Here is a 20,179-nt window from a genome sequence, read left to right on the forward strand (position 1 = left end):
GATGCGAGCCTGGTCATGCGGGATTTCGTCGCGTCCTGTTTTGGCCAGCGGCAAATGACCGGCCCGGTGCTGATTCTGCTGATTCTGGCGATGATGGTCCTGCCGCTGCCGGCATTTGTCCTGGATCTCTTTTTCACGTTCAATATCGCCATTTCAGTGATCGTCATGCTGGTTGCCATGAGCGTGATCAAACCGCTGGATTTCTCCGTTTTCCCCACCGTACTGCTGGTCACGACCTTGTTGCGTCTGTCCCTCAACGTCGCTTCGACGCGTGTCGTTCTGCTCGAAGGCCATACCGGCCCCGGTGCTGCCGGGCAGGTCATCGAAGCCTTCGGACATTTTCTGGTCGGTGGTAATTACGCGGTCGGAATCGTCGTGTTCACGATTCTGGTGGTCATCAATTTCGTGGTGATCACCAAGGGTGCCGGACGCGTCGCGGAAGTGGCCGCACGCTTCACTCTCGATGCCATGCCGGGCAAGCAGATGGCTATCGATGCGGACCTCAATGCCGGACTGATCGCCGAAGACGAGGCACGCAAGCGGCGCGCGACGATCGCCCAGGAGGCGGACTTCTTCGGTTCGATGGACGGTGCCTCGAAGTTTGTTCGTGGTGACGCGATTGCCGGTATCCTGATCATGCTGATCAACGTGATTGGTGGCCTTTTCGTCGGGGTGCTGCAGCACAGCCTGGATATCGGCACCGCCGCCAAGACCTACACCCTGCTGGCCATTGGTGATGGACTGGTGGCCCAGATCCCGGCACTGATCATTTCGATCGCTGCCGGCATGGTGGTGACGCGTGTCGGAGACAACGAGGATGTTTCGCAGCAGTTCGTGTCGCAGCTTTTCAACAATCCGAAGCTGCTGTTTCTCGCTGCAGCAATCATCGGTCTGCTGGGCCTGATTCCCGGGATGCCCAATTTTGTCTTCCTGCTTCTGGCCAGCGCCATTGCCGCCATGGCCTGGCAACTGGAGAAGCGCGAGCACCTCGCCTTACCAGCAGAGACCATCGCTGTCGCACCGGTAGCGACGCGTGAAGCGCAGGAGGCCAGCTGGAGTGATGTCACGCCACTCGACGTTCTCGGGCTGGAAGTCGGCTATCGCCTGATTCCATTGGTCGACAAGTCACAGGACGGCGAGTTGCTGCGCAGGATCCGTGGCATCCGCAAGAAATTCGCCCAGGAAGTGGGATTTCTGGTGTCGCCGGTGCATATCCGCGACAACCTGGAACTGAAACCCAACGCTTACAAAATTCTGCTCAAAGGCGTCGAGATCGGCGAGGGCGAAGCCTTTCCGGGAAACCTGCTGGCGATCAATCCCGGTCGGGTGGCCGCGCAGGTGCCCGGTACGGTGACCAGGGATCCGGCTTTTGGCTTGCCGGCAGTGTGGATTGATCCGGCGCTGCGCGAGCAGGCACAGGCCTACGGTTACACCGTCGTCGATGCCAGCACGGTCACGGCAACGCACCTCAACCACCTGATTCTCGCGCACTCTGCCGAGCTGCTGGGGCGACAGGAGACGCAGGCGCTGCTCGATCACCTGGCGAAGGAAATGCCCAAGCTGGTCGAGGAACTGGTGCCCAAGGCACTGTCGCTCGGCGTGGTGCAGAAAGTATTGCGCAACCTGCTGGAAGAGGGAGTGCCTCTTCGCGATATGCGAACGATCATTGAAACCCTGACCGACATGGCACCGCGCTCCCAGGATTCGGAGGTGCTGACCGCGCAGGTGCGTACGGCGCTAGGCCGTTCGATCGTCCAGGAGCTGTACCCAGGGGGGGCTGAAATGCAGGTGATGTCGCTGGATCCGCAACTCGAACGTCTTCTCATGCAGGCCGTCGGTTCTGGCGGCGATGCTGCCGGCATCGAGCCGGGTCTTGCCGATACCCTGGTGCGTGAGGCTATTGCCGCTGCGCAGCGCCAGGAGGAGGTCGGCTTGCCGACGGTCCTGCTGGTTCCCGGAAACCTTCGCACGCTGTTGTCGCGCTTCCTGCGCCGCAGCATTCCCCAACTGAAGGTCCTGGCGCACGCTGAAGTGCCTGAAAACCGGGTCATCAAGGTGACCTCCATCATTGGACAGAGAGTATGAACGTCAGGAAATTCATTGCCGCAACAGCGCGCGACGCCTTGCGCAAGGTCAAGGAGACCCTCGGACCGGACGCGATCATTCTCTCCAATCGCGGGATTCCCGGAGGCGTCGAGATCATGGCGGTGGCCGCCCGCGACATGGAAATGATCGTGCCGACGCCGGAACGCGACACACCTCGCAGCAAGGAATACACGTCGGCTGCATCGCCCGCTGCATCGCCCGCTGCATCGCCCACTGCGTCGCCCGTACCGACGCCGCTTGCCGCGCGGGAACCGCCGCAGCTGCGCGCCATGCCGCCAGCACCGGGACAGCCGAATGCCCGTCCCAGCCCTCGCCCGTTACCGCCCTTGGCGGCCAGACCCTTGCCGCAGATGGCGGTGCCGCAGTCGCCACCAGCTCGCAGCGATCCGAAGCCGGAGGCGGAGGTGGTGCCGGCAGCCGTGATGGAGGAGATTCGCACGCTGCGACGGATCGTCGAGCAACAATTGGCGGGTTTCGCCTGGGGAGAATCCGCGCGTACGGAGCCGGTCAAGATGGAAATTCTTCGCCAGATGCTTGATGTCGGTTTCTCGCCGCAGGCGGCACGCGACCTGCTTGCCGATCTGCCCCGCGAACTGGAGAGCGGGCCGGCGCTGTCCTGGGTCAAGGGGGCTGCCGAGCGTGGCCTGTTGACCATCAACAGCGAGAGCGACATCGTCGACCAGGGTGGCATCTATGCGCTGGTCGGTCCCACCGGCGTCGGCAAGACCACGACCACTGCCAAGCTGGCTGCGCGCTGTGTGTTGCGACACGGTGCCAGGAAGCTTGCCCTGGTGACGACCGATGGTTACCGGATCGGTGCCCACGAACAGTTGCGAATCTATGGCCGGATTCTGGGCGTCCCGGTGCATCTTGCCAGGGATGCCAAAGACCTGCGTGCCACGCTGCGCGATCTGCAGCATACCCACATGGTACTCATCGACACCATGGGCATGAGCCAGCGCGACCGCATGGTGAGCGAACAGGTAGCCATGTTTGCGGCCAGCAATGTCCAGTCTTTGCTGCTTCTGTCGGCGACCAGCCGCGGCGATACGCTCGATGACGTCGTCCGATCCTACAGCCGGCTGGATCTGGCGGGTAGTATTCTGACCAAGGTGGATGAAGCCGCAAGTCTGGCTTCGTCGCTCGATGTGATCATCCGCAATGGTTTGCGCCTGTACTACGTTTCGAATGGGCAGCGGGTGCCGGAGGATCTGCATCTGCCGAATCGGCAGTACCTGCTGCATCGTGCTTTCAAGGATCTGCCCGAGAGTTCACCGCATCACCTGAGCGGTGTCGAACCCGGCCTGATGATGGCCACTTCCGCGGTCGGTCTGCAATCCGCCGGAGGCCAGCATGGCTGACTTTCGAGGCGATCAGGCGGCAGGCCTGCGGCGCCTCCTGCAGCGTCCGCAGTCGCGTATCGTGACCTTTGCCGCTGGCGGCATGGGAGTGGGCAAGAGCGTTCTGGTGGCCAATCTGGCGGCAGCGCTGGCCGGGCAGGGCAGGGAAGTCCTGGTTGTGGACGAGAATATCGACCACGGCATCGCTGCATCGTATGGCGCTTTTGCAGCGTATGATCTGCAACAGGTCATTGATCGGGAAAGGTCGCTTGCGGAAGTGATCCTTGCGGTGGCGCCGGGGATCCGTGTCCTGCCGGCGGCCAGGGTCGTCAAGCAGCTCGCCAGGCTGAGCGATGCCGAGCAACGCATCCTGCTCGACTGCCTGGGTGAAATCCGACCCGCTGCCGAGGTCGTTCTGGTCGACACCTCGCTTGATCATCCGCTCGGTTTCTCGCCGCTCGCTCTTGCCGCGCACGACACCGTGATCGTCGTGTCGCCGAACAGCAAGTCGATTACCGAGGCCTACGCGCTGATCAAAAAAGTCAGTCTGGGTTACTCGCGCAAGCACTTTCGCATCCTGGTGAACAAGGTACGGGCAGCCGCCGACGCGCAGGCGATCCATGACAATATCGCGCAGGTGACCAGCAGTCGCCGGCTTGCCCGTGTCGATTACGCGGGTTACGTGCCATTCGACGAGCATCTGCGGCAGGCCTCCCGCTTGTGCCAACCGGTTGCCGGCTTGTTTCCGAACTCGCCGGCAGCCAAAGCGTATCAGACCGTGGCCAATGAACTGTTGAACTGGCCAGCAGCCGAAGACGAGTTCGGAGACGGGGGGCTCGAACATTTTGTGCAACAACTGCTACACTTGAGCCACCACATCGATCCGGTCGCTATCTACGCCTGATAGCTCCTCCAATAACGCATGTATAACGCTGCTGGTCAACTCAACAAGGATCAGCTGGTCCAGCGCTTCGCTCCGCTGGTCAAGCGCATCGCCTGTCATCTGATGGCTCGGCTGCCTGCCAGTGTGCAGGTGGAAGATCTGATTCAGAACGGGATGCTCGGCCTGCTGGACGCCATTGGCCGTTTCCAGTCCGGCATGGGAGCTCAGTTCGAAGCCTATGCGGTGCAGCGCGTGCGCGGCGCGATGCTCGACGGGCTGCGCGACAATGACTGGTTGCCACGCAGCCTGCGCCGCAATTATCGGCGCATCGAGGTCGCGATTGCCCGGCTGGAACAGGAGAACGGTCGCTCGCCGACAGAAATGGAACTTGCTGATGCTCTGGGAATGGGTCTTGCCGACTACCAGAAAATGCTGCAGGAAGCCCGAGGGCATCAGCTGATTTACCTGGAGGACATGGTTTCCGAGGGTGGCGAGGAATATCTAGAAAATCATCTGGTGGACGAAGGCGCTGATCCGTCGACGATCCTGGAAAACGAGAATCTCCGTCAGACGCTGGCGCAGGCGATCGAAGGGCTGCCGGAGCGAGAAAAGCTGATGATGGCGCTCTACTATGAGCAGGATCTCAATCTGCGAGAAGTCGGAGAAGTGATGGAAGTCAGCGAGTCACGCGTGTGTCAGTTGCACAGCCAGGCGGTGATGCGCTTGCGCGCCCGTTTGTTCGGTGCCGACGGCAGGAAGCTCGGCAGAGCCGCAAGTCATGGATAGAACCAGTGTGCTCGGTCTGCTGATCGGATTGCTGGCGATCGTTGGCGGCCAGATTCTCGAGGGGGGGCATCTTGGATCGCTATCGCAACCGACAGCCTTGCTGATCGTGGTCGGTGGTACGCTGGGGGCGGTCATGTTGCAGAGTCCCTATGCCACCTTCGTGCGCGGCATTCGCATGGTGAAATGGATGTGGTACCCCCCGCAGGTCAATCATCAGCAGTTGATCCAGCAGGTCTCGAGCTGGAGTCAGGTGTCTAGGCGCGAGGGTCTGCTGGCGCTGGACGCAATCCTCAACGAGCTCAAGGACGAGTTTACTCGCAAGGGCTTGCAGCTTCTGGTGGATGGCGCAGAGCCGGAAAGACTGCGCGAGGTTCTCGAGGTCGAGATCGGTACCTATGAACAGGAGATGAAACTTTCGGCCAGGATATGGGAGGCGGCTGGCGGTTATTCGCCGACCATCGGTATTCTCGGTGCGGTGATGGGATTGATTCAGGTGATGGAGAATCTCTCCGATCCATCGAAGCTCGGTGCCGGCATTGCCGTCGCTTTCGTCGCAACGATCTATGGTGTGGGCCTGGCCAACCTGGTGTATCTGCCGATGGCCAACAAGCTCAAGGGGCACGTCAATCGTCTCATCGTGCAGCGCGAAATGCTCGTCGACGGGCTGGTGGGTATTGCCAATGGCGATAATCCACGCATCATCGAGAGTCGCTTGCGTAGCTATGTCTTCTAATGGTCATGGCGATTTGAGACACCCCGGATCATGAAAGCCATGACCGTTTCCCTCTCTAAGGGTTCATAAGCGATGGCACGGCGAAAACCTCAGGAAGAGCAGGACAATCACGACCGCTGGCTGGTGTCATACGCGGATTTCATCACCCTGCTGTTTGCCTTCTTCGTGGTGATGTACGCGCTATCCTCGGTGAATGAGGGAAAGTATCGCATTCTGAGCAATTCGATGATCAGCGCCTTTCGCAATGTTCCCGTCAACAGCGCTGGACAAACGCCGATGATTCTGCCGCCGTCAGCGCCGGTAGTACCGAAACCGAACCTGGCAAGCAAGGCGCAGGAGGTCGCCAAACAGCAACAGCGCGAGAAAATGCGTAACGTCGCCAAGGAGATTCTGGAAGTGATGGCGCCGCTGATCGAGCAGGGGAAGGTGCGCGTTCTTGAAACCAGCCGCGGCGTGAGCATAGAAATCAACGACAGCATTCTGTTTTCTCCCGGCCAGGCACTGCTGCAACCGCCACTGGTCAAAGCCATGCAGTCGATCGCCGAAGTGCTGGTCGCTGCGGATTTTCCGATCATCATCGAGGGGCATACCGACAATATCCCGATCAAGAACACGCAGTTCCCTTCGAACTGGGAACTTTCCGCCGTGCGCGCGACCACCGTCCTGCGCCTGTTCGCCGATGCCGGCGTCGCGGCGGAGCGCCTGACCGCGATCGGTTATGCCGATACGCGTCCGGTCGAGCCGAATGTACTGGCGGACGGGCGGGCGCGCAATCGCCGGGTGACGATCCAGATCGAATCCGACATTCCCGAAAAAGGCACCGAGATCACGCCGGCTGGCCGCAATTGAAGCGGCTCCAGCGAATTCAGCGAATTCAGCGAATACGCTTGCGCATCCCGACAGGATCCCGGATTTGCCCCAGGGCAATCCGGAAACCACTGCTGAGCGGCCGGTAGGCAGGTTCGATGCGGCTGCGATTGGCAGAACGCGCGTAGCGGGCAGGGTCGCTCCAGGTGCCGCCGCGCAGGACGCGCATCTTGCCGATGATCGGGCCACGCGGGTCGATCTGTGGCTCCTCCGGGTATTCGCCATACCAGTCGGCGCACCATTCCCAGACGTTGCCGTGCATCTCGTACAAGCCCCAGGGATTCGCCGGCAAGGAGGCGACGGTCACGGTGCGTTGCCGATAGAGACCTTTGTCGCCGCCGATGTAGGGGTAATTGCCATGAAAGTTGACCTGCTCGACAGTGATCTGATTGCCGAAAGAGAACGGCGTCGTCGTCGCGGCCCGGCAGGCATATTCCCATTCGGCCTCGCTCGGCAGGCGGGCGTACAGTCCTGGAAAGCGTCGGTTCAACTCGGCGATGAAACCCTGCGCATCATGCCAACTGACGTTTTCGGCCGGATTCTGCGGGTGATCCTGGAAATGGCTCGGGTTCACCGGCCAGACCGCCAGCCAGAAGGCTTGCGTGCAGGCCGTATCGGCGAGCCAGTAGCCGCTGCTCAGCGTCACCTCGTGCGGCAATTCGGAGCAGCCCCGCTCGGCCTCGTCAGCCGGTGCTCCCATCAGGAAGTGCCCCGGTGCAATCCAGCGAAACCGCTGCTGGGCATTACCGACACGCAGTACCACCGAGAGTCCGAAGCGATCTTCAACGACGTTGCTCACCCAGGGTAGCGGGATGGGCCTGGCGGGGATGATCTCTGACATGATGGGCTTTCGTGGCGGTGTGACCGGAAATTGTCTGTCGGGGCTGCCGGGCCGCGTGATGCGGCGGACAGAATCTTCAATCAGATGCTTGCCACGACTGCCGGATCGACGCCGAATGCCACCAAGTGACAAAGGTTTTTCAGTGTACCCGCCGAACGCCCTGCCGGGAAGGCCCGTGCGCGTGCCGGAGTCGAAAACAAGGGAAGTCATCATTTTTGACCTTGTTGGAACATTGGTCAAGCCTCCAGGTCAGCCATCGCAATCGTCGTATTCGTCGTATTCATCGCAAAACCCGTACAATTACGCTGAAGTACCCAAGGTACGAGGTAGGCAATCATGGGCAGGACATGAGTCTGCCGGATGCCGACATATGCGCCAAGGAACTGCAGGATCTGGCCACCAGCATAGATATCAAGAACCATCTCGGGATAATTTGGAGTATCGACATCATGCCCATCTACGAATACGCGTGTACCACCTGCGGTAAGGAGTTCGAGAAGCTGGTACGCCAGTCCTCGCCCGCGCCTGCGTGCCCAAGCTGCCACAGCGTCGACCTGCGCAAGAAATTGTCGGCGTTTTCTGCCATAACCGGATCGGGTGCCAGCGATTTTCCTGGCCCTTGTGGAAGTTGTGGCCACCCTGACGGCCCAGGCGCCTGCCATTTTCAGTGAGATCCAGTGAGAGCTTGTATCTCTCCTCTCCACTCGCGGGAGAGGGGTCGGGGATGAGGGGGAAACGGTCATGACTTTCAGGGGGTGTCTTGCAAAGTCATGACCGTTTGGCAAGCCACTTCACACCCCATTGACAAGGAAGAACCATGACTTTTCTGATGTGGCCGCCGGCACTGGAAATCGGTCACGAACAAATCGACCGCGAGCACCGCGAACTGGTCGCGCTGCTCAATCGTGCCCATGCCGCAAGCGTTGCCGGCGACCAGGCCGAAGCACTCGATGTCCTCGTGGCACTGGAGCGCTATACCGAGATCCATTTCGCCCATGAAGAAGCGCTGATGGACGAAATCGCCTATGAATTCACCGCAATCCACCGTAGCGAGCATCGCCAGTTATTCTTCGACGTCAAGAACATGATCGACGACTCCAGCTTCGGGACTATCGACGTCGCAGCCGTTTCGCAGTTCATGCAGCGCTGGCTGCTGCGGCATATCGCTGGCCCGGATCTCCACCTCGGTGAAGCGCTTGCCCGCGCCAGGCCGGTGAATCTGCTGCCGGCGAACTCGTTGGGAGTTTCCCATTAGGGTACAGCAGCAACTACTGGCGCAGGACGTGCTCGTGCCGTCGCGTAACGCCTCCGGCTGTTGAGCAGCCCGCCGGGCTTCTCAGGCCGCGCCTTGCCGTGGCAACGTGTTCGCCGCGTGCCGCTGCCCGGTCTTCTGGCTGCCAGCGCCGCCGGTAATGAGCCGCGTGCCGCTGCGATACGTGAGATAGGCCCAGAACCAGTCGAGCATGACCGAAATGCGGTTGCGCAAGCCGACCAGGAAACCGAGATGCACCGCGCCCCAGAGCCACCAGGCGAGTCCGCCGTGCAGCTTGACGAAGCCGAAGTCCGCCACCGCCGCCTTGCGCCCGATGGTGGCCAGACTGCCCAGGTGCTGGTACTGGAAAGCGGCTGGCGCCGGGCGGCCCTCGACGTGGGCGCGGATCACCTGGGCGACATAGTCGCCGCCCTGCTTGGCCGCCGGCGCCAGGCCCGGCACCGGCGCGCCGTTCCAGGCGTTGGCGAGCGCCGTGTCGCCGATGGCGAAGACGGTCGGCAGGCCGGGTACCGACAGGTCCGGCCCGACCTTGACGCGGCCGGCCGGGTCGGCGTCCGCGCCCAGCCACTTCGCCGCCGGCGAAGCGACGACACCGGCGGCCCACAAAACGGTGCGCGCAGCGATCGTCCGGCCGTTGACCATCACGCCGCTGTCGTCGATGCTCTCGACGCGGCTGTCGAGTAGAACTTCGACACCGAGCTTCTCCAGAGCCTGCCGGGTGCGTTGCGACAAGGCCTCGGCAAAGGTCGGCAGCAGGCGCGGGCCTGCTTGCACCAGGATCACCCGTGCCGCGGCGGGGTCGAAGCGGCGGAAGTCCTTTTCCATGCCAAACTTCGCCAGCTCGGCGATGGCACCGGCGAGTTCGACACCCGTCGGGCCGCCGCCGACGATGAGGAATGTCAGCAGGCTCGCTTGCTCCACCGGGTCGTCGGTCACTTCGGCCTGTTCGAAGGCCGTGAGCAGCCGCCGCCGGACGTCGGTGGCATCTTCGACGCGCTTCAGTCCGGGGGCATAGGGCGCCCAGTCGTCGCGGCCGAAGTACGAGTGTGCCGCGCCGGTGGCCAGGACCAGGTAATCGTAGGCGATGCGCTGGCCGTCCATCCGCACTTCCTGCCTGACGGGGTCGACGCGGGTCACTTCGCCGAACAGCACGCGAACATTGAAGTGCTCGCGGAACAGGCCGCGCACCGGCGTCGCGATGTCACCGGGCGACAGGCCCGAGGTAGCCACCTGATAGAGCAGGGGCTGGAACAGATGATAGTTGTGGCGGTCGATCACGGTCACCGCCACGCGCGCGCGTCAGCGCCGCAGCACACGCCAGCCCGCCGAAGCCGGCGCCAACGATCACCACGCGCGGCACGTCGTCGAGCGAGAAGGCCGGCTGACCGGCGAGCTGCGGAAAACGCCGGCGCAGCGCGCGCTCGACCAGCGCATCCAGCGACACCGGGCCCGGACCCCACAGAGCCATCAGTGCCAGCGCCATGAACCAATAGGGATAGGCTTCGACGCCCGCTCCCAGCATGCGCACGGCGGAGATGGCCAGCATCAGCAGCAGGGCGGCCGGGCGGGTGGCGCAACCGAGCGCCAACAGTGCGGCGCAAATGAGCGGCAAGGGCGACGAGAAGACGGCTGCAGAAGTGACCGGCAACAGCGCCGCGACGTCCATTGTGCCGCCGTTCGACGCGGCGATGGCAAAGCCAGCGACGGCAGCCAGGACGGCGAGTGCCAGCCACAGCCGGAGGAGCAGGGCGTACAGCGGCGCCAGCCAGCGCGTGGCGTCGGTACACAGGCCGAGCGTCGCAGCGGCAAACGGCACCGCCGTGCGCGCCAGCCCGCGGGCGAGCAGCTGATCGAGCGACAGCGCGCCGGCGCCGCGCACGACGAACCAGAACAGCAGAGCCACCCAGAAAAGGTGCGTGTCGAGCGTCTGGTAGTTGTACTGGATGACCAGCGCCAGCGCCGCCAGCGCGAGCGCGGCCAGGCGCGTCGCCAGCCCTGCCGCGAAGAGGACAGAGCCGAGCAGTTCGATGAGTACGCCGAGCCAGGCCGCGCTCACCGGGTTCAGCCACGACACCGGATACTCGTTGGCTGCCAGATAGAGTGCGTTGTCCCAGTTAGCGGCCTTGAGAACGCCGGAGACGAAGAACACCTGCGCCAGGGTGACGCGGATCAGCAAGTCGACCAGCGGGCCGGCCGACCGTTCGAGAAAACGCAAGGCGACGACCGACAGATTCACGAGACCGGGAAGCCAGGCCAGTCGGTAAGAGAGCTTCGCTGCGTGTGGGTGGGTCATGGCTCTTGATCTCCTGTGGTTTGCGCGCCGTAGCGGCAGCGGAAGATGCAGCGCTGCCCATTTTCGTGGTGCAGCTTGCAGCACAGCACGGCTGCCGCACCCTTGAGGCGCACGTAGACCGCAGCGGCGCCGAGCATACCCAGGAGCGGTGCCGTGAAGTAGATCCAGATCGCCGTCCACTGCTGCGCCGACAGGGCCGAAGCGAAGCTGCGCGCCGGATTCATGCTCATTCCCGACAGCGGTGCCTCGAGCGTGATGTACAGCGCCACCAGCGCGCCGGCGACGAGACCCGTGTAACGATTGGTGCGCGGCGAGTTGCTGACGAACAACACGGTCAACATGAGGCCGAAAGAGATCGCCGCTTCGGCAACGAAGGCGACGGCCGCACCCTGCTCACCGGGTAGCGTCGCGACGAAGTTCACCGCCGGATGCGAAAGCACGGGCGCGTGCAGCAGCAGGGCCGCGACCGCCATCCCGGTGACTCCGCCGACGAACTGAAAGAGGACGTAGAACAGCGCGTCCCAGGGCTCGATCTTGCCGAGCCGGAAGAAGGTCAGTGTCACCGCCGGGTTGAGATGGGCCCCCGAGCGCTTGCCCCACGGCGAATAGATGAGGGTGATCGCAGTGAGTCCCATGGCGATGCCGATCAGGACGCGCCGCAGCGCGGGATCGCCGATGAGCTGCGGCAGCGGCGACGCCGGGTACTCGATCAGCGCCACGACAAGGCACGCCGAGATCATGAACAGCCCGAGACCCGCCGCCTCGATGAGATACTCGGGCCAGTGCTGTCGCAGGGCATGGCGCATGCGTGCTCGCTCCTAGACCTGCGCGGCCGGTTCGGGCTGGCGTGCTTGCTGCTGCTGCCGCCAGAAGGCCGGGATATCGACGCGATACCGGCGCTCGACCAGGTTCGCCACCAGGCCTGTCCAGCCAGTCTGGTGCATCGCGCCCAGACCCTGTCCGCTGTCGCCATGGAAATACTCGTGGAAGAGCAACAGATTCTGCCAATGCGGATCGCTTTGAAACGGCGACCCGGCGGGGAAAGCCGGCAGGCGTCCGTCGGGCGTGCGGCGGAAGATGTTCACCAGCCGCTCCGAGATCAGCCTGGCGGCCTCCTTGAGCGTGATTTGCCCGCCCTCGCAGCACGGCGCCGGCACCAGGAATCTGTCACCGTAGTAGCGGTGAAACTTTTCGATGGCCTGGACGAGCACATAATTCGTCGGCATCCAGATCGGCCCGCGCCAGTTGGAGTTGCCGCCGAAAAGCCCCGAGTTGGACTCGCCCGGCACGTACTCGATGAGCGCCTGCCCGATTCCCGGCAGCGTGCCCAGGTCGCACTGCTCGGCGTGAACGCGCGAGACGCTGCGCACGCCGAAGGGCGACAGGAACTGGCGCTCGTCCAGCACCCGCTGCAAGACCGCCTTCAGTCGCGCCGGTCCGAGCAGCGACAACAGATGTTCTTCGCGGACATTGCTCTGAATCGGGCAGTGGGTCACCTTGTGCCCGTCGAAGGTCCCCCGGTAATGGCCGACCAAAGCGGCGTGGAAGCGCGGCACGTTCTTCAGCAGGCGCTGGTCGATCACCTCGACGGCGAACAGCGGAATCAGCCCGACCCACGAAAAGACGTCGATGTGCCGGCTTTGCCCGTCGGGGCACACGACGAGATCCTTGAAGAACTGGTCCTTCTCGTCCCACAAGGTCAAACCGCTCTGGTTGTAACCGGCGATCGAGTTGGCGATGGCCATGAACTGCTCGTAGCACTGGATCGCCACGTCCTCGTAGTCGTGCATTTCGGCAGCCAGTTCGAGCGCCATCACCGTCATGTTGAGCGCAAACATCGCCATCCAGCCGGTGGAATCGGCCTGTTTCAACGAATAGCCGGCGGGCAGCGGCTGCGAGCGGTCGTATACCGAAATGTTGTCGAGCCCCAGGAAGCCTCCTTCGAAAACATTGTTGCCATCGGCGTCCTTGCGGTTCAGCCACCAGGTATAGTTCATCAGCATCTTGTGGGTGACCCGCGCCAGGAAGTTGAGGTCGGCTTTGCCACGTTGCACGCGCTCGGTGCGGAAGACCTTCAGCGCCGCCATCGCCAGCACCGGCGGGTTCACGTCGCTGAACGCCCACTCGTAGGCCGGGATCTGTCCATTGGGGTGCAGATAGGTCTCCTTGAGCAGCAGTTCGATCTGATCCTTGGCAAAGTCCACGTCCACCAGGGCCAGCGCAGCGCAATGAAACGCCAGGTCCCAGGCGGCAAACCAGGGATACTCCCACTTGTCCGGCATGGAGATGACGTCGGCTGCCTTCATGTGCCGCCAGGTGCGGTTGCGACCGTGCTTGCGGTCTGCCGGTGGCGGCAGTTGGTCGCCATCCTGCCAGCGCGCCACGTCGAAGTGAAAGAACTGCTTCGACCAGATCATGCCGGCCAGCGACTGGCGCAGGATGCGGGCGTCCTCACGGCTGCAGTGCGGTTGCAGGTCCTCGTAGAAGATCGTCGCTTCGGCCGCGCGCTGGACGAAGACCACCTCCTGCTCGTCGAATGGCGCCTGCCGTTCGCCGCGTACCAGCGTCAGTTCGATGCTCACCGTCTCTCCGGCGGCCGCGGTCAGCACGTGCCGCGCGGCGAATCGGGTGCCGCTCCGGGCGGGATTCACTGCCGCCAGCTCGCCGTTGACCACGTAACGATGGAAAGCGTCCTTGACATAGGGCGGCGCATTGGGGTGCTTCCACAGACGTTCGGCGTTGCTTTCGTTTTCGGTGTAGAGCGGTTCAGCCGGTTGCCGTCCATAGAGGAAGTAGGCGCCGAGCGTCTCCTCTTCGGCGCGCACGGCCCACTGCGTGCCACTGGGCGAGGGGGCCGCGGCCAGCAGCGGTTTGCTCACCGCTTTGGGGGCGCCCCATTCGTCCACGCTGGCGCCCCATGACCAGGTGTTGCGGAACCACAGCGTCGGCAAGACGTGCAGCGTCGCTACTTGTGGTCCGCGGTTGCTGGCGATGATGCGGATGTGAATCTCCTCGGGCGCGGCCTTGGCGTAGCGCACCTCCACGTCCCAGTAGCGCTGGTCGTTGAAGACGCCGGTGTCGAGCAGATTGAAGGGTGGATCCTGGCGGCTGCGGCGGCCGTTCTCCGCCACCAGTTGCGCGTAGGGATAGGCGGCCTGTGGGTACTTGTAGAGGTAGCGCAGATAGCTGTGCGACGGTGTGGCGTCGAGGTAGAAGTAGTATTCCTTGACGTCCTCGCCGTGGTTTCCCTGGTTGCCGGTCAGTCCGAAGGCACGTTCCTTGAGAATCGGGTCTGCGCCGTTCCATAACGCAAGGGCGAAGCACAGGCGTTGTTTTTCGTCGCAAATGCCACCCATGCCGTCTTCGTTCCACCGGTAGGCGCGCGCGCGCGCCTGGTCGTGGTCCAGGTATTCCCAGGCGCTACCGCCCTCGCTGTAATCCTCGCGCACCGTTCCCCAGGCGCGCTCGGCCAGGTACGGACCCCACAGGCGCCAGTTCTCGCGTCCTTCGTGCTGAGCCTCCAGGCGTTGCCGCTCGCTATTCAAGATCTCGTTGGCTTTCATCGTCTGCTCCACAAAAAAATGACTATCCAGCTGCTTCCGTCGCTGCACTACCAATCGGCCCGGTGTTTCGCGTCGATGCTTGCGCAGCGCTTTGCCGCTGCGCCCGCGCGAGTCGCCACCAGGCCTCCAGCGCGCAGGCCACCGACCAGGCCTGCGACGGTGCGCCACGCGGTGTATGCGGCGGCGCGCCGTCGAAGATCTCGCTGACCGTGCCCAGACCGGCGTCCAGCAGATGGTCGTGCAGCGCTTCGAGGAGCTGCTGCGCGGCTGGCGCATCGCCGCGAACACGGTACTCCGCCAGGGCGTAGTGCCCCAGTAGCCAGCCCCACACCGGTCCCTGATGATAGGATCCGTCGCGCTCCCAGACGCCGCCACGGTACTGCGGCTGGAAATCGTGATGGGCCGGATCAAGCGAGCGCAGGCCGTATGAGGTGAGCAAGGCGCGGCCGACGCGCCTCACCACGACGGCCTGCGCCGCCGGGCTGAGAGGCGAATGCGGCAGGCTCACGGCAAGGATCTGGTTTGGTCGCAGCGACGCGTCGTCGCCCGCGGGGCCGTCGAGCACGTCGAACAGTCCGCCGTTGCCGGCCATGACGAAGCGCTGGAAACCGGCGCGCGCGGCGTCGGCCAGAGCGCGGTAGGGCGTCGCCGGTTCGTCCAGGCGCTCGGCAAACTCGCTCATCGAGGCCAGCGCGTTGAACCACAAGGCGTTGATCTCGACCGGCTTGCCGATGCGCGGCGTGACCACCCAATCACCGATCTTGGCGTCCATCCAGGTAAGCTGCACGCCCGCTTCGCCGGCGCGCAGGAGACCATCGCCGGCGTCCAGCCCGATGCCGTAGCGCGTGCCGCGAACATGCCAATCGACGATTTCGCGCAGTACCGGAAACACCTCGCGCAGGCCGCTGAGGTCGCCGCTCGCCTCGACATAGGCTCGCCAGGCCTCCAGGTACCAGAGAGCTGCGTCGACGGTGTTGTACTCGGCGCTGTCGCCCACGCCGGGAAAGACATTCGGCAGCATGCCGCGGTCGACGAAGCGGGCAAAGGTGCGCAGGATGCGAGCGGCAGTGTCTGCGCGACCGGTCGCCAGCGCCAGCCCCGGCAGCGCGATCATGGTGTCGCGGCCCCAGTCGCCGAACCAGGGATAGCCGGCGATGACCGACTCGCCGTCGGGCGCGCCCAGCGTCGGGCGGGCGAAGATGAAGCTGTCGGCGGCGACGATCAGTTGATCGACCCAGCCGGGAGCAGCGGCCAACTCGGGAACCTGGTCCCTGGCGCGCTGCAGACAGCTCGCGTCGCGCGCCAGAGCCCGCGCCATGGCTACCTGGAGGTCGCTGGACGCATCGGCGTCGAGGCTGGCGACGACGCCGACCCATTCGCCACCACTCAGATCCAGTGTCGCCTCGCCGACGCAAAGATGGTTGTCGCGGTCGGGCAGGCCGCGCTCGCGCTCCAGCGGCAGGTCGAAGTGCTCGCACCAGTCGTGGCGCGCGGCGATGGACCCACCGGCCGCTTTGAGGTAGAGCGTGAACCAGTTCGGATGGCGAATGCCGAGTTGCCTGTCGTCCGCTTCGATCAACGGCTCGAAGTCCCCCGGCCGGCTGCTGCCGTGGTGATCACGCGCATTGACCAGCAGAGCGACTTGCAGCGTGAGCTTGCGTTGGGCGGTCTTTCCGGACAGCATACGGAAGGCGACGTAAGTGGTGTCCGCCCCATGTTCCATCCACACGCGTTGTTCGATCGACACGTCGCCGACGGCGAAACGCCATACCGGCATGCGGCCCTGCAGGCGGAACGACTCGATATGTACGTATCCCGCCGGCGCGATGGTTCCGTCGCCCCAGCGATTGGTGAACAGCGGCGTGCGCTGTTCGCCGTCGATCAGCGTCGCATCGGCCTTGGCGAATACGAGGTAACGCCCCAGCGGTGGCTGCAGCGGCGCCACCAGCAGCCCGTGATAGCGGCGTGTGAGTGAGCCGGCGACGGTACCGGCGGCGTAAGCGCCGCGGCCGTTGGCCAGCCACCACTCGCGGCGCTCGGCCTGATCCGGTTGGCCGCAGACTTCTCGGCCAAAACGCACGACAGTGGGTAATTGGATGGTCATCTCAGCCTCCGTCGTGCGCCACGGTGAATCCGCCCGCGGCTTTCCTGCCGGCCAGGACGGTGCTGCCAAGATGGCTTGCCAGGCGCAAGCCCCAGGCATAAATGGTGAGCGCCGGGTTGGCCCGGCTGGAGCGCGGCAGCACGCTGCCATCGGCGACGTACAGGTTGCCCATGCCGTGCACCTTGCCGTGCGCATCGACGACGGAAGTCGCCGGATCGTTGCCGGTTACCAGCGTGCCACAGGCATGGGCGGTGCCCTGCAGTGGAATCGCCCTGACCAGCGCGACATAGCCCAGTCCAAGCAACTGGCGTTGCAGCGTACGCACCAGGCGCCGGTGCTCCGCCTGCGCGGCAGGCAAGCGGGCCAGGTCATAGTCGAGCAGGGGACGATCGCTGCCCTGCGCCGTGGCGACGACGCGATTGTCCGGATGCGACCCGTCTTCGGTCTGCAGGAACAGGCCATAGACCCTCTTGGCGATCGGCGCCGCCAGCCAGTCCGGCACGAAGCGGGGCATTTGGCTGCGCACGATCTCCTCGGCCAGATTGCCGCCGAGCGTCTGGACGGTACTGTGCGGCATGTCGTCGTGCAGCAGGAGCAGCGTCTTGCACAACACGTCGGTAACCGGACGGTGTGACAGCGCGAGCATGGCCGTCAGCACGTGCGCCTTGTAATTGCGGCCCACCTGGCGATAACTCGGCAGCACCTGCGCCAGACCCGTACGTTCCAGGTAGGACTGCAGCAGGCGAGGGCTGTGCAGTGTGCCGGCGGCGATCACCACCGCGGCCGCGTAATGGCGACTGCCGTCCTCGCACTCGACCCCGCTCACGCGGGTGACGTCGCCGCCGGTAGCGATGAACCCGGACACCGCTTTGCCGGTGAGTACGGTCAGGTTCGGCTTGTGGCTCACTCGCTGTAGCAGTGACGATTCGGCATCGCACTTCAGCCCGCGCACCGAGGCGAAGGCGTCGAAGTGGCGCGCTTCTTCGGGATGGGAGAGGATGTCCGCCGCCAGGCCAAGGGACATCGGCTGTCGACGCCATTGCGCATCCCGGCGCCGCAGACCGGAGACGATCTGCTGGAAGTTGGCCTCGATCCCGAACTGGCGCACGCCGAGAAGCTGCTCGGCTTCGTCATAGAACGGTGCCAGTTCCTCGTAGGGGAAAGGCCAGGCGAGGCAGGCGTGATCCGCATCGGCGGCAAATTCGTGGGCGGCGAAGCGCAACAGGGCGGCACCGTACCACTTGGTCTTGCCGCCGAGGTTGAAGTGTTCCTCGGGCACGATCGTCGCCCCATGGCGATCGAACCAGGGCTCGTCGCTGAGAAACATGCCGCGCCGCAGAACCTTGTCGGCGTCCAGGGTGCTGCCGTCCCTGGGCAGGGCCATGCCCTTTTCCAGCAGCAGCACGCGCTTGCCCGACTGCGTCAGGTGATAGGCAGCGGCACAGCCGCCGGCACCGGAGCCGATGATGATCACGTCGTAGTCCATGTCACGCCCGCCTTCAATACACAGCCGCCGGCGCAATCACCGCGGTTCTTGCGCCGCGGGTCCGCGCCTGGGTCAGGGTGCACCGTGAGTCCATGTTCACCCTCCTTCCCGGAATTCGGGATACAGGGTCATGCCGCCGTCGACATACAACGTTGCGCCGGTGACGTAGTCGGAGTGATCCGAAGCGAGCCACACGGCAGCCCTGGCGATATCGCGCGTCTCGCCGACCCGGTAGTAGGGGATGAGCTTCAGCAAGGCCGCTTCCGCCTGCGCCGTCGCCCACGCCGAGGTATTGATCGGCGTCTTGATTGCGCCCGGCGAGATGGCGTTGACGCGGATCTTCTGCATCGCCAGTTCCTGCGCCATGGTTTTCATCAGCATCGCGACACCACCCTTGCTCGCCGCATAGTTGGCGTGCCCGGCCCAGGGGATGACGTCATGGACCGACGACAGGCAGATGATCTTGCCCAACGAGCAGGACAATTGCGGCATCAGCCCGCGGCGCAGGAACTCGCGCACCGCTGCACGCGCACACAGGAACTGGCCGGTGAGATTGACGTCGATCACCTTGCGCCATTGGGTCAGGGTCATTTCGTGAAAGGGCGCGTCCTGCTGCAAGCCGGCATTGTTGACCACGATGTCGAGCGAGCCCAGCTCGGCAACGGCCTGCTGGAACATCGCCTGCACCTGCTCTTCGCTGCTGACGTCGGCTTTGATGGCGAAAGCGCGACCGCCGGTAGCGCAGATTTCATCGACCACCCGCTGGGCATTTTCATCGTCGGCGACGTAGTTCACCACCACGGCCGCGCCGGCTTCTGCCAGACCTTTGGCGATCGCTTCACCGATGCCCGAGTTGGCACCCGTCACCATGGCTCGCTGACCGTCGAGCGTCGTTTCCCGGATGTTGGTCTGATGCATCCGCATTTCGCACACTCCGCATGATTCAGTCATCACGTCACCTCAGCAGGCAAGAAATTTGCGGCGGATCAGATGATCCAGGGAGAGCTTGCCCGGACCGTGAAACAAGGTCACCAGCAGCAGCAGGCCCCAATACTGGTGATCCTTGAGGCCGACCTCGGACAGGTCGGGATACGAGATCACGGCGATGATGTTGAACACGAACAGTACCGCGGCAGACGCACGCGCGCCCAGGCCCAGCACCAGCAGCACGGGCATGAACAGTTCGACGCCGGTACCGAGGTAGGCAGCCACTTCTGGCGGCAGGCCGGGGACCGCGTATTCGTTTTCGAACAGCGCGACGGTGGACGACCAGGAAGCGATCTTGCTCAACCCCGACTGGAAGAAGACGCTGCCGATCAGCAGGCGGATGCCGAAGTCAAGGCCTGGCGCCAGCCATTCGGCGGCGCGCAGCGCGAGTTGTGCCCAGCGCACGATACGGCCGGGATGGTCGGCGGGTGCGCTGATGCCGCCGTTTCGATTCGCTACGAGATCCATTTCACTCTCCTTCAGGATGGGTCGGCGCCGCCCTGTCCGTTGCGACCGCATCGGACAGGGCGTATGCCAGTCTTACTTGCCCGCGGCGCCGCCGGGTTTGGCATGCGCGCTGGTGGTGACCGTACCGCCGGCGATCTTGTCGCAGGTTCCCTTGGGCACGTACACCCAGGCCTCCGGGTCACGGTCCACCTTGGCGGTTCCGGCGCACGAACTCTTGCTCGTGCCGCAGTCGTTCTTGCCGGCCTTGACGATGCCGGCGCACTTTTCGTTATCGCCGGCAGCAGCGATGGCCTGGCTACTTGCCGCACTGACGCCGAGAGCCAGCAGACCGGCGATTGCACTACGGATGATTTGCTCTGAGTGGTTCATTGTTGCTTCTCCTTACAGGTTGATACAGGTTGATTGAAGAGATCAGACAGGATGGCATCCCATCTGTGGTCAGTATGCAG

At 63.8% G+C, this 20,179-nt stretch carries 18 protein-coding genes; 8 read left to right on the forward strand and 10 right to left on the reverse strand.

Annotated elements, in window-relative coordinates:
• Positions 1-15: 15 nt before the first annotated feature.
• The 6 genes from flhA to motD all read left to right on the forward strand — a co-directional run bounded on the left by flhA (position 16) and on the right by motD (position 6,697).
• Positions 16-2,085 carry a flagellar biosynthesis protein FlhA gene (gene flhA, locus E4Q08_RS04005; protein WP_169069443.1) on the forward strand — a complete coding sequence of 690 codons (2,070 nt, stop codon included), beginning with the start codon at positions 16-18 and terminating at the stop codon, positions 2,083-2,085.
• Positions 2,082-3,467, forward strand: a complete 1,386-nt coding sequence (gene flhF / locus E4Q08_RS04010) for a flagellar biosynthesis GTPase FlhF (RefSeq protein WP_169069425.1) — start codon at positions 2,082-2,084, stop codon at positions 3,465-3,467. The genes flhA and flhF overlap by 4 nt, the downstream gene beginning before the upstream one ends.
• Positions 3,460-4,350, forward strand: a complete 891-nt coding sequence (locus E4Q08_RS04015; protein ID WP_034912902.1) for a MinD/ParA family ATP-binding protein — start codon at positions 3,460-3,462, stop codon at positions 4,348-4,350. Before flhF ends, E4Q08_RS04015 begins: the two co-directional genes overlap by 8 nt.
• An 18-nt stretch (positions 4,351-4,368) precedes the next feature.
• Positions 4,369-5,115 carry an RNA polymerase sigma factor FliA gene (locus tag E4Q08_RS04020; protein WP_169069426.1) on the forward strand — a complete coding sequence of 249 codons (747 nt, stop codon included), beginning with the start codon at positions 4,369-4,371 and terminating at the stop codon, positions 5,113-5,115.
• Positions 5,108-5,848, forward strand: a complete 741-nt coding sequence (locus tag E4Q08_RS04025; protein ID WP_169069427.1) for a flagellar motor protein — start codon at positions 5,108-5,110, stop codon at positions 5,846-5,848. Before E4Q08_RS04020 ends, E4Q08_RS04025 begins: the two co-directional genes overlap by 8 nt.
• A 72-nt stretch (positions 5,849-5,920) precedes the next feature.
• Positions 5,921-6,697 carry a flagellar motor protein MotD gene (gene motD / locus E4Q08_RS04030; RefSeq protein WP_169069428.1) on the forward strand — a complete coding sequence of 259 codons (777 nt, stop codon included), beginning with the start codon at positions 5,921-5,923 and terminating at the stop codon, positions 6,695-6,697.
• A gap of 25 nt (positions 6,698-6,722) precedes the next feature.
• On the opposite strand, the gene E4Q08_RS04035 is transcribed toward motD, so the two are convergent.
• Complete coding sequence (locus E4Q08_RS04035; RefSeq protein ID WP_169069429.1) at positions 6,723-7,556, reverse strand: formylglycine-generating enzyme family protein; 834 nt, start codon at positions 7,554-7,556, stop codon at positions 6,723-6,725.
• Positions 7,557-7,771: 215 nt separating this feature from the next.
• Between E4Q08_RS04035 and E4Q08_RS24390 the strand changes: the two genes are divergently transcribed.
• Both E4Q08_RS24390 and E4Q08_RS04045 read left to right on the forward strand, forming a co-directional pair.
• Positions 7,772-8,227: an FmdB family zinc ribbon protein gene (locus E4Q08_RS24390; RefSeq protein ID WP_248594680.1), complete on the forward strand. Its 456-nt coding sequence runs from the start codon at positions 7,772-7,774 to the stop codon at positions 8,225-8,227.
• A 146-nt stretch (positions 8,228-8,373) separates the two neighbouring features.
• Positions 8,374-8,811, forward strand: coding sequence for a bacteriohemerythrin (locus E4Q08_RS04045; protein ID WP_169069430.1), 438 nt, complete (start codon positions 8,374-8,376; stop codon positions 8,809-8,811).
• A gap of 81 nt (positions 8,812-8,892) precedes the next feature.
• Here E4Q08_RS04045 and E4Q08_RS24395 read toward each other — a convergent pair whose 3' ends face one another.
• The 9 genes from E4Q08_RS24395 to E4Q08_RS04085 all read right to left on the reverse strand — a co-directional run bounded on the left by E4Q08_RS24395 (position 8,893) and on the right by E4Q08_RS04085 (position 20,099).
• The gene (locus E4Q08_RS24395; protein WP_308240056.1) at positions 8,893-10,107 is read right to left on the reverse strand and encodes an NAD(P)/FAD-dependent oxidoreductase; all 1,215 of its coding nucleotides are present in this window, start codon (positions 10,105-10,107) and stop codon (positions 8,893-8,895) included.
• The gene (locus tag E4Q08_RS24400) at positions 10,031-11,122 is read right to left on the reverse strand and encodes a DoxX family membrane protein (protein WP_248594681.1); all 1,092 of its coding nucleotides are present in this window, start codon (positions 11,120-11,122) and stop codon (positions 10,031-10,033) included. The genes E4Q08_RS24395 and E4Q08_RS24400 overlap by 77 nt, the downstream gene beginning before the upstream one ends.
• Positions 11,119-11,928 carry an MIP/aquaporin family protein gene (locus E4Q08_RS04055; RefSeq protein ID WP_169069431.1) on the reverse strand — a complete coding sequence of 270 codons (810 nt, stop codon included), beginning with the start codon at positions 11,926-11,928 and terminating at the stop codon, positions 11,119-11,121. The genes E4Q08_RS24400 and E4Q08_RS04055 overlap by 4 nt, the downstream gene beginning before the upstream one ends.
• 12 nt (positions 11,929-11,940) lie before the next feature.
• Positions 11,941-14,685, reverse strand: a complete 2,745-nt coding sequence (locus tag E4Q08_RS04060) for an MGH1-like glycoside hydrolase domain-containing protein (RefSeq protein ID WP_169069432.1) — start codon at positions 14,683-14,685, stop codon at positions 11,941-11,943.
• Positions 14,686-14,707: 22 nt separating this feature from the next.
• Positions 14,708-16,789, reverse strand: coding sequence for an amylo-alpha-1,6-glucosidase (locus E4Q08_RS04065; RefSeq protein ID WP_169069433.1), 2,082 nt, complete (start codon positions 16,787-16,789; stop codon positions 14,708-14,710).
• Between the two features lies 1 nt (position 16,790).
• Positions 16,791-18,275: an FAD-dependent oxidoreductase gene (locus E4Q08_RS04070; protein WP_169069434.1), complete on the reverse strand. Its 1,485-nt coding sequence runs from the start codon at positions 18,273-18,275 to the stop codon at positions 16,791-16,793.
• A gap of 96 nt (positions 18,276-18,371) precedes the next feature.
• Positions 18,372-19,199, reverse strand: coding sequence for an SDR family oxidoreductase (locus E4Q08_RS04075; RefSeq protein ID WP_248594682.1), 828 nt, complete (start codon positions 19,197-19,199; stop codon positions 18,372-18,374).
• Positions 19,200-19,235: 36 nt separating this feature from the next.
• The gene (locus tag E4Q08_RS04080; RefSeq protein WP_169069436.1) at positions 19,236-19,730 is read right to left on the reverse strand and encodes a DoxX family protein; all 495 of its coding nucleotides are present in this window, start codon (positions 19,728-19,730) and stop codon (positions 19,236-19,238) included.
• 72 nt (positions 19,731-19,802) lie between these two features.
• Positions 19,803-20,099 carry a BufA1 family periplasmic bufferin-type metallophore gene (locus E4Q08_RS04085; protein ID WP_034909565.1) on the reverse strand — a complete coding sequence of 99 codons (297 nt, stop codon included), beginning with the start codon at positions 20,097-20,099 and terminating at the stop codon, positions 19,803-19,805.
• Positions 20,100-20,179 lie beyond the last annotated feature (80 nt).

The organism is Candidatus Accumulibacter contiguus, assembly GCF_012940005.1.
Taxonomy (GTDB): Bacteria; Pseudomonadota; Gammaproteobacteria; order Burkholderiales; family Rhodocyclaceae; genus Accumulibacter; species Accumulibacter contiguus.

Coding starts and splice junctions, on each gene's coding strand:
- flhA (WP_169069443.1), top strand. CDS start 16: ATGCGGGATTTCGTCGCGTCCTGTTTTGGCCAGCGGCAAATGACCGGC.
- flhF (WP_169069425.1), top strand. CDS start 2,082: ATGAACGTCAGGAAATTCATTGCCGCAACAGCGCGCGACGCCTTGCGC.
- E4Q08_RS04015 (WP_034912902.1), top strand. CDS start 3,460: ATGGCTGACTTTCGAGGCGATCAGGCGGCAGGCCTGCGGCGCCTCCTG.
- E4Q08_RS04020 (WP_169069426.1), top strand. CDS start 4,369: ATGTATAACGCTGCTGGTCAACTCAACAAGGATCAGCTGGTCCAGCGC.
- E4Q08_RS04025 (WP_169069427.1), top strand. CDS start 5,108: ATGGATAGAACCAGTGTGCTCGGTCTGCTGATCGGATTGCTGGCGATC.
- motD (WP_169069428.1), top strand. CDS start 5,921: ATGGCACGGCGAAAACCTCAGGAAGAGCAGGACAATCACGACCGCTGG.
- E4Q08_RS04035 (WP_169069429.1), bottom strand. CDS start 7,556: ATGTCAGAGATCATCCCCGCCAGGCCCATCCCGCTACCCTGGGTGAGC.
- E4Q08_RS04045 (WP_169069430.1), top strand. CDS start 8,374: ATGACTTTTCTGATGTGGCCGCCGGCACTGGAAATCGGTCACGAACAA.
- E4Q08_RS24400 (WP_248594681.1), bottom strand. CDS start 11,122: ATGACCCACCCACACGCAGCGAAGCTCTCTTACCGACTGGCCTGGCTT.
- E4Q08_RS04055 (WP_169069431.1), bottom strand. CDS start 11,928: ATGCGCCATGCCCTGCGACAGCACTGGCCCGAGTATCTCATCGAGGCG.
- E4Q08_RS04060 (WP_169069432.1), bottom strand. CDS start 14,685: ATGAAAGCCAACGAGATCTTGAATAGCGAGCGGCAACGCCTGGAGGCT.
- E4Q08_RS04065 (WP_169069433.1), bottom strand. CDS start 16,789: ATGACCATCCAATTACCCACTGTCGTGCGTTTTGGCCGAGAAGTCTGC.
- E4Q08_RS04070 (WP_169069434.1), bottom strand. CDS start 18,275: ATGGACTACGACGTGATCATCATCGGCTCCGGTGCCGGCGGCTGTGCC.
- E4Q08_RS04075 (WP_248594682.1), bottom strand. CDS start 19,199: ATGCGGATGCATCAGACCAACATCCGGGAAACGACGCTCGACGGTCAG.
- E4Q08_RS04080 (WP_169069436.1), bottom strand. CDS start 19,730: ATGGATCTCGTAGCGAATCGAAACGGCGGCATCAGCGCACCCGCCGAC.
- E4Q08_RS04085 (WP_034909565.1), bottom strand. CDS start 20,099: ATGAACCACTCAGAGCAAATCATCCGTAGTGCAATCGCCGGTCTGCTG.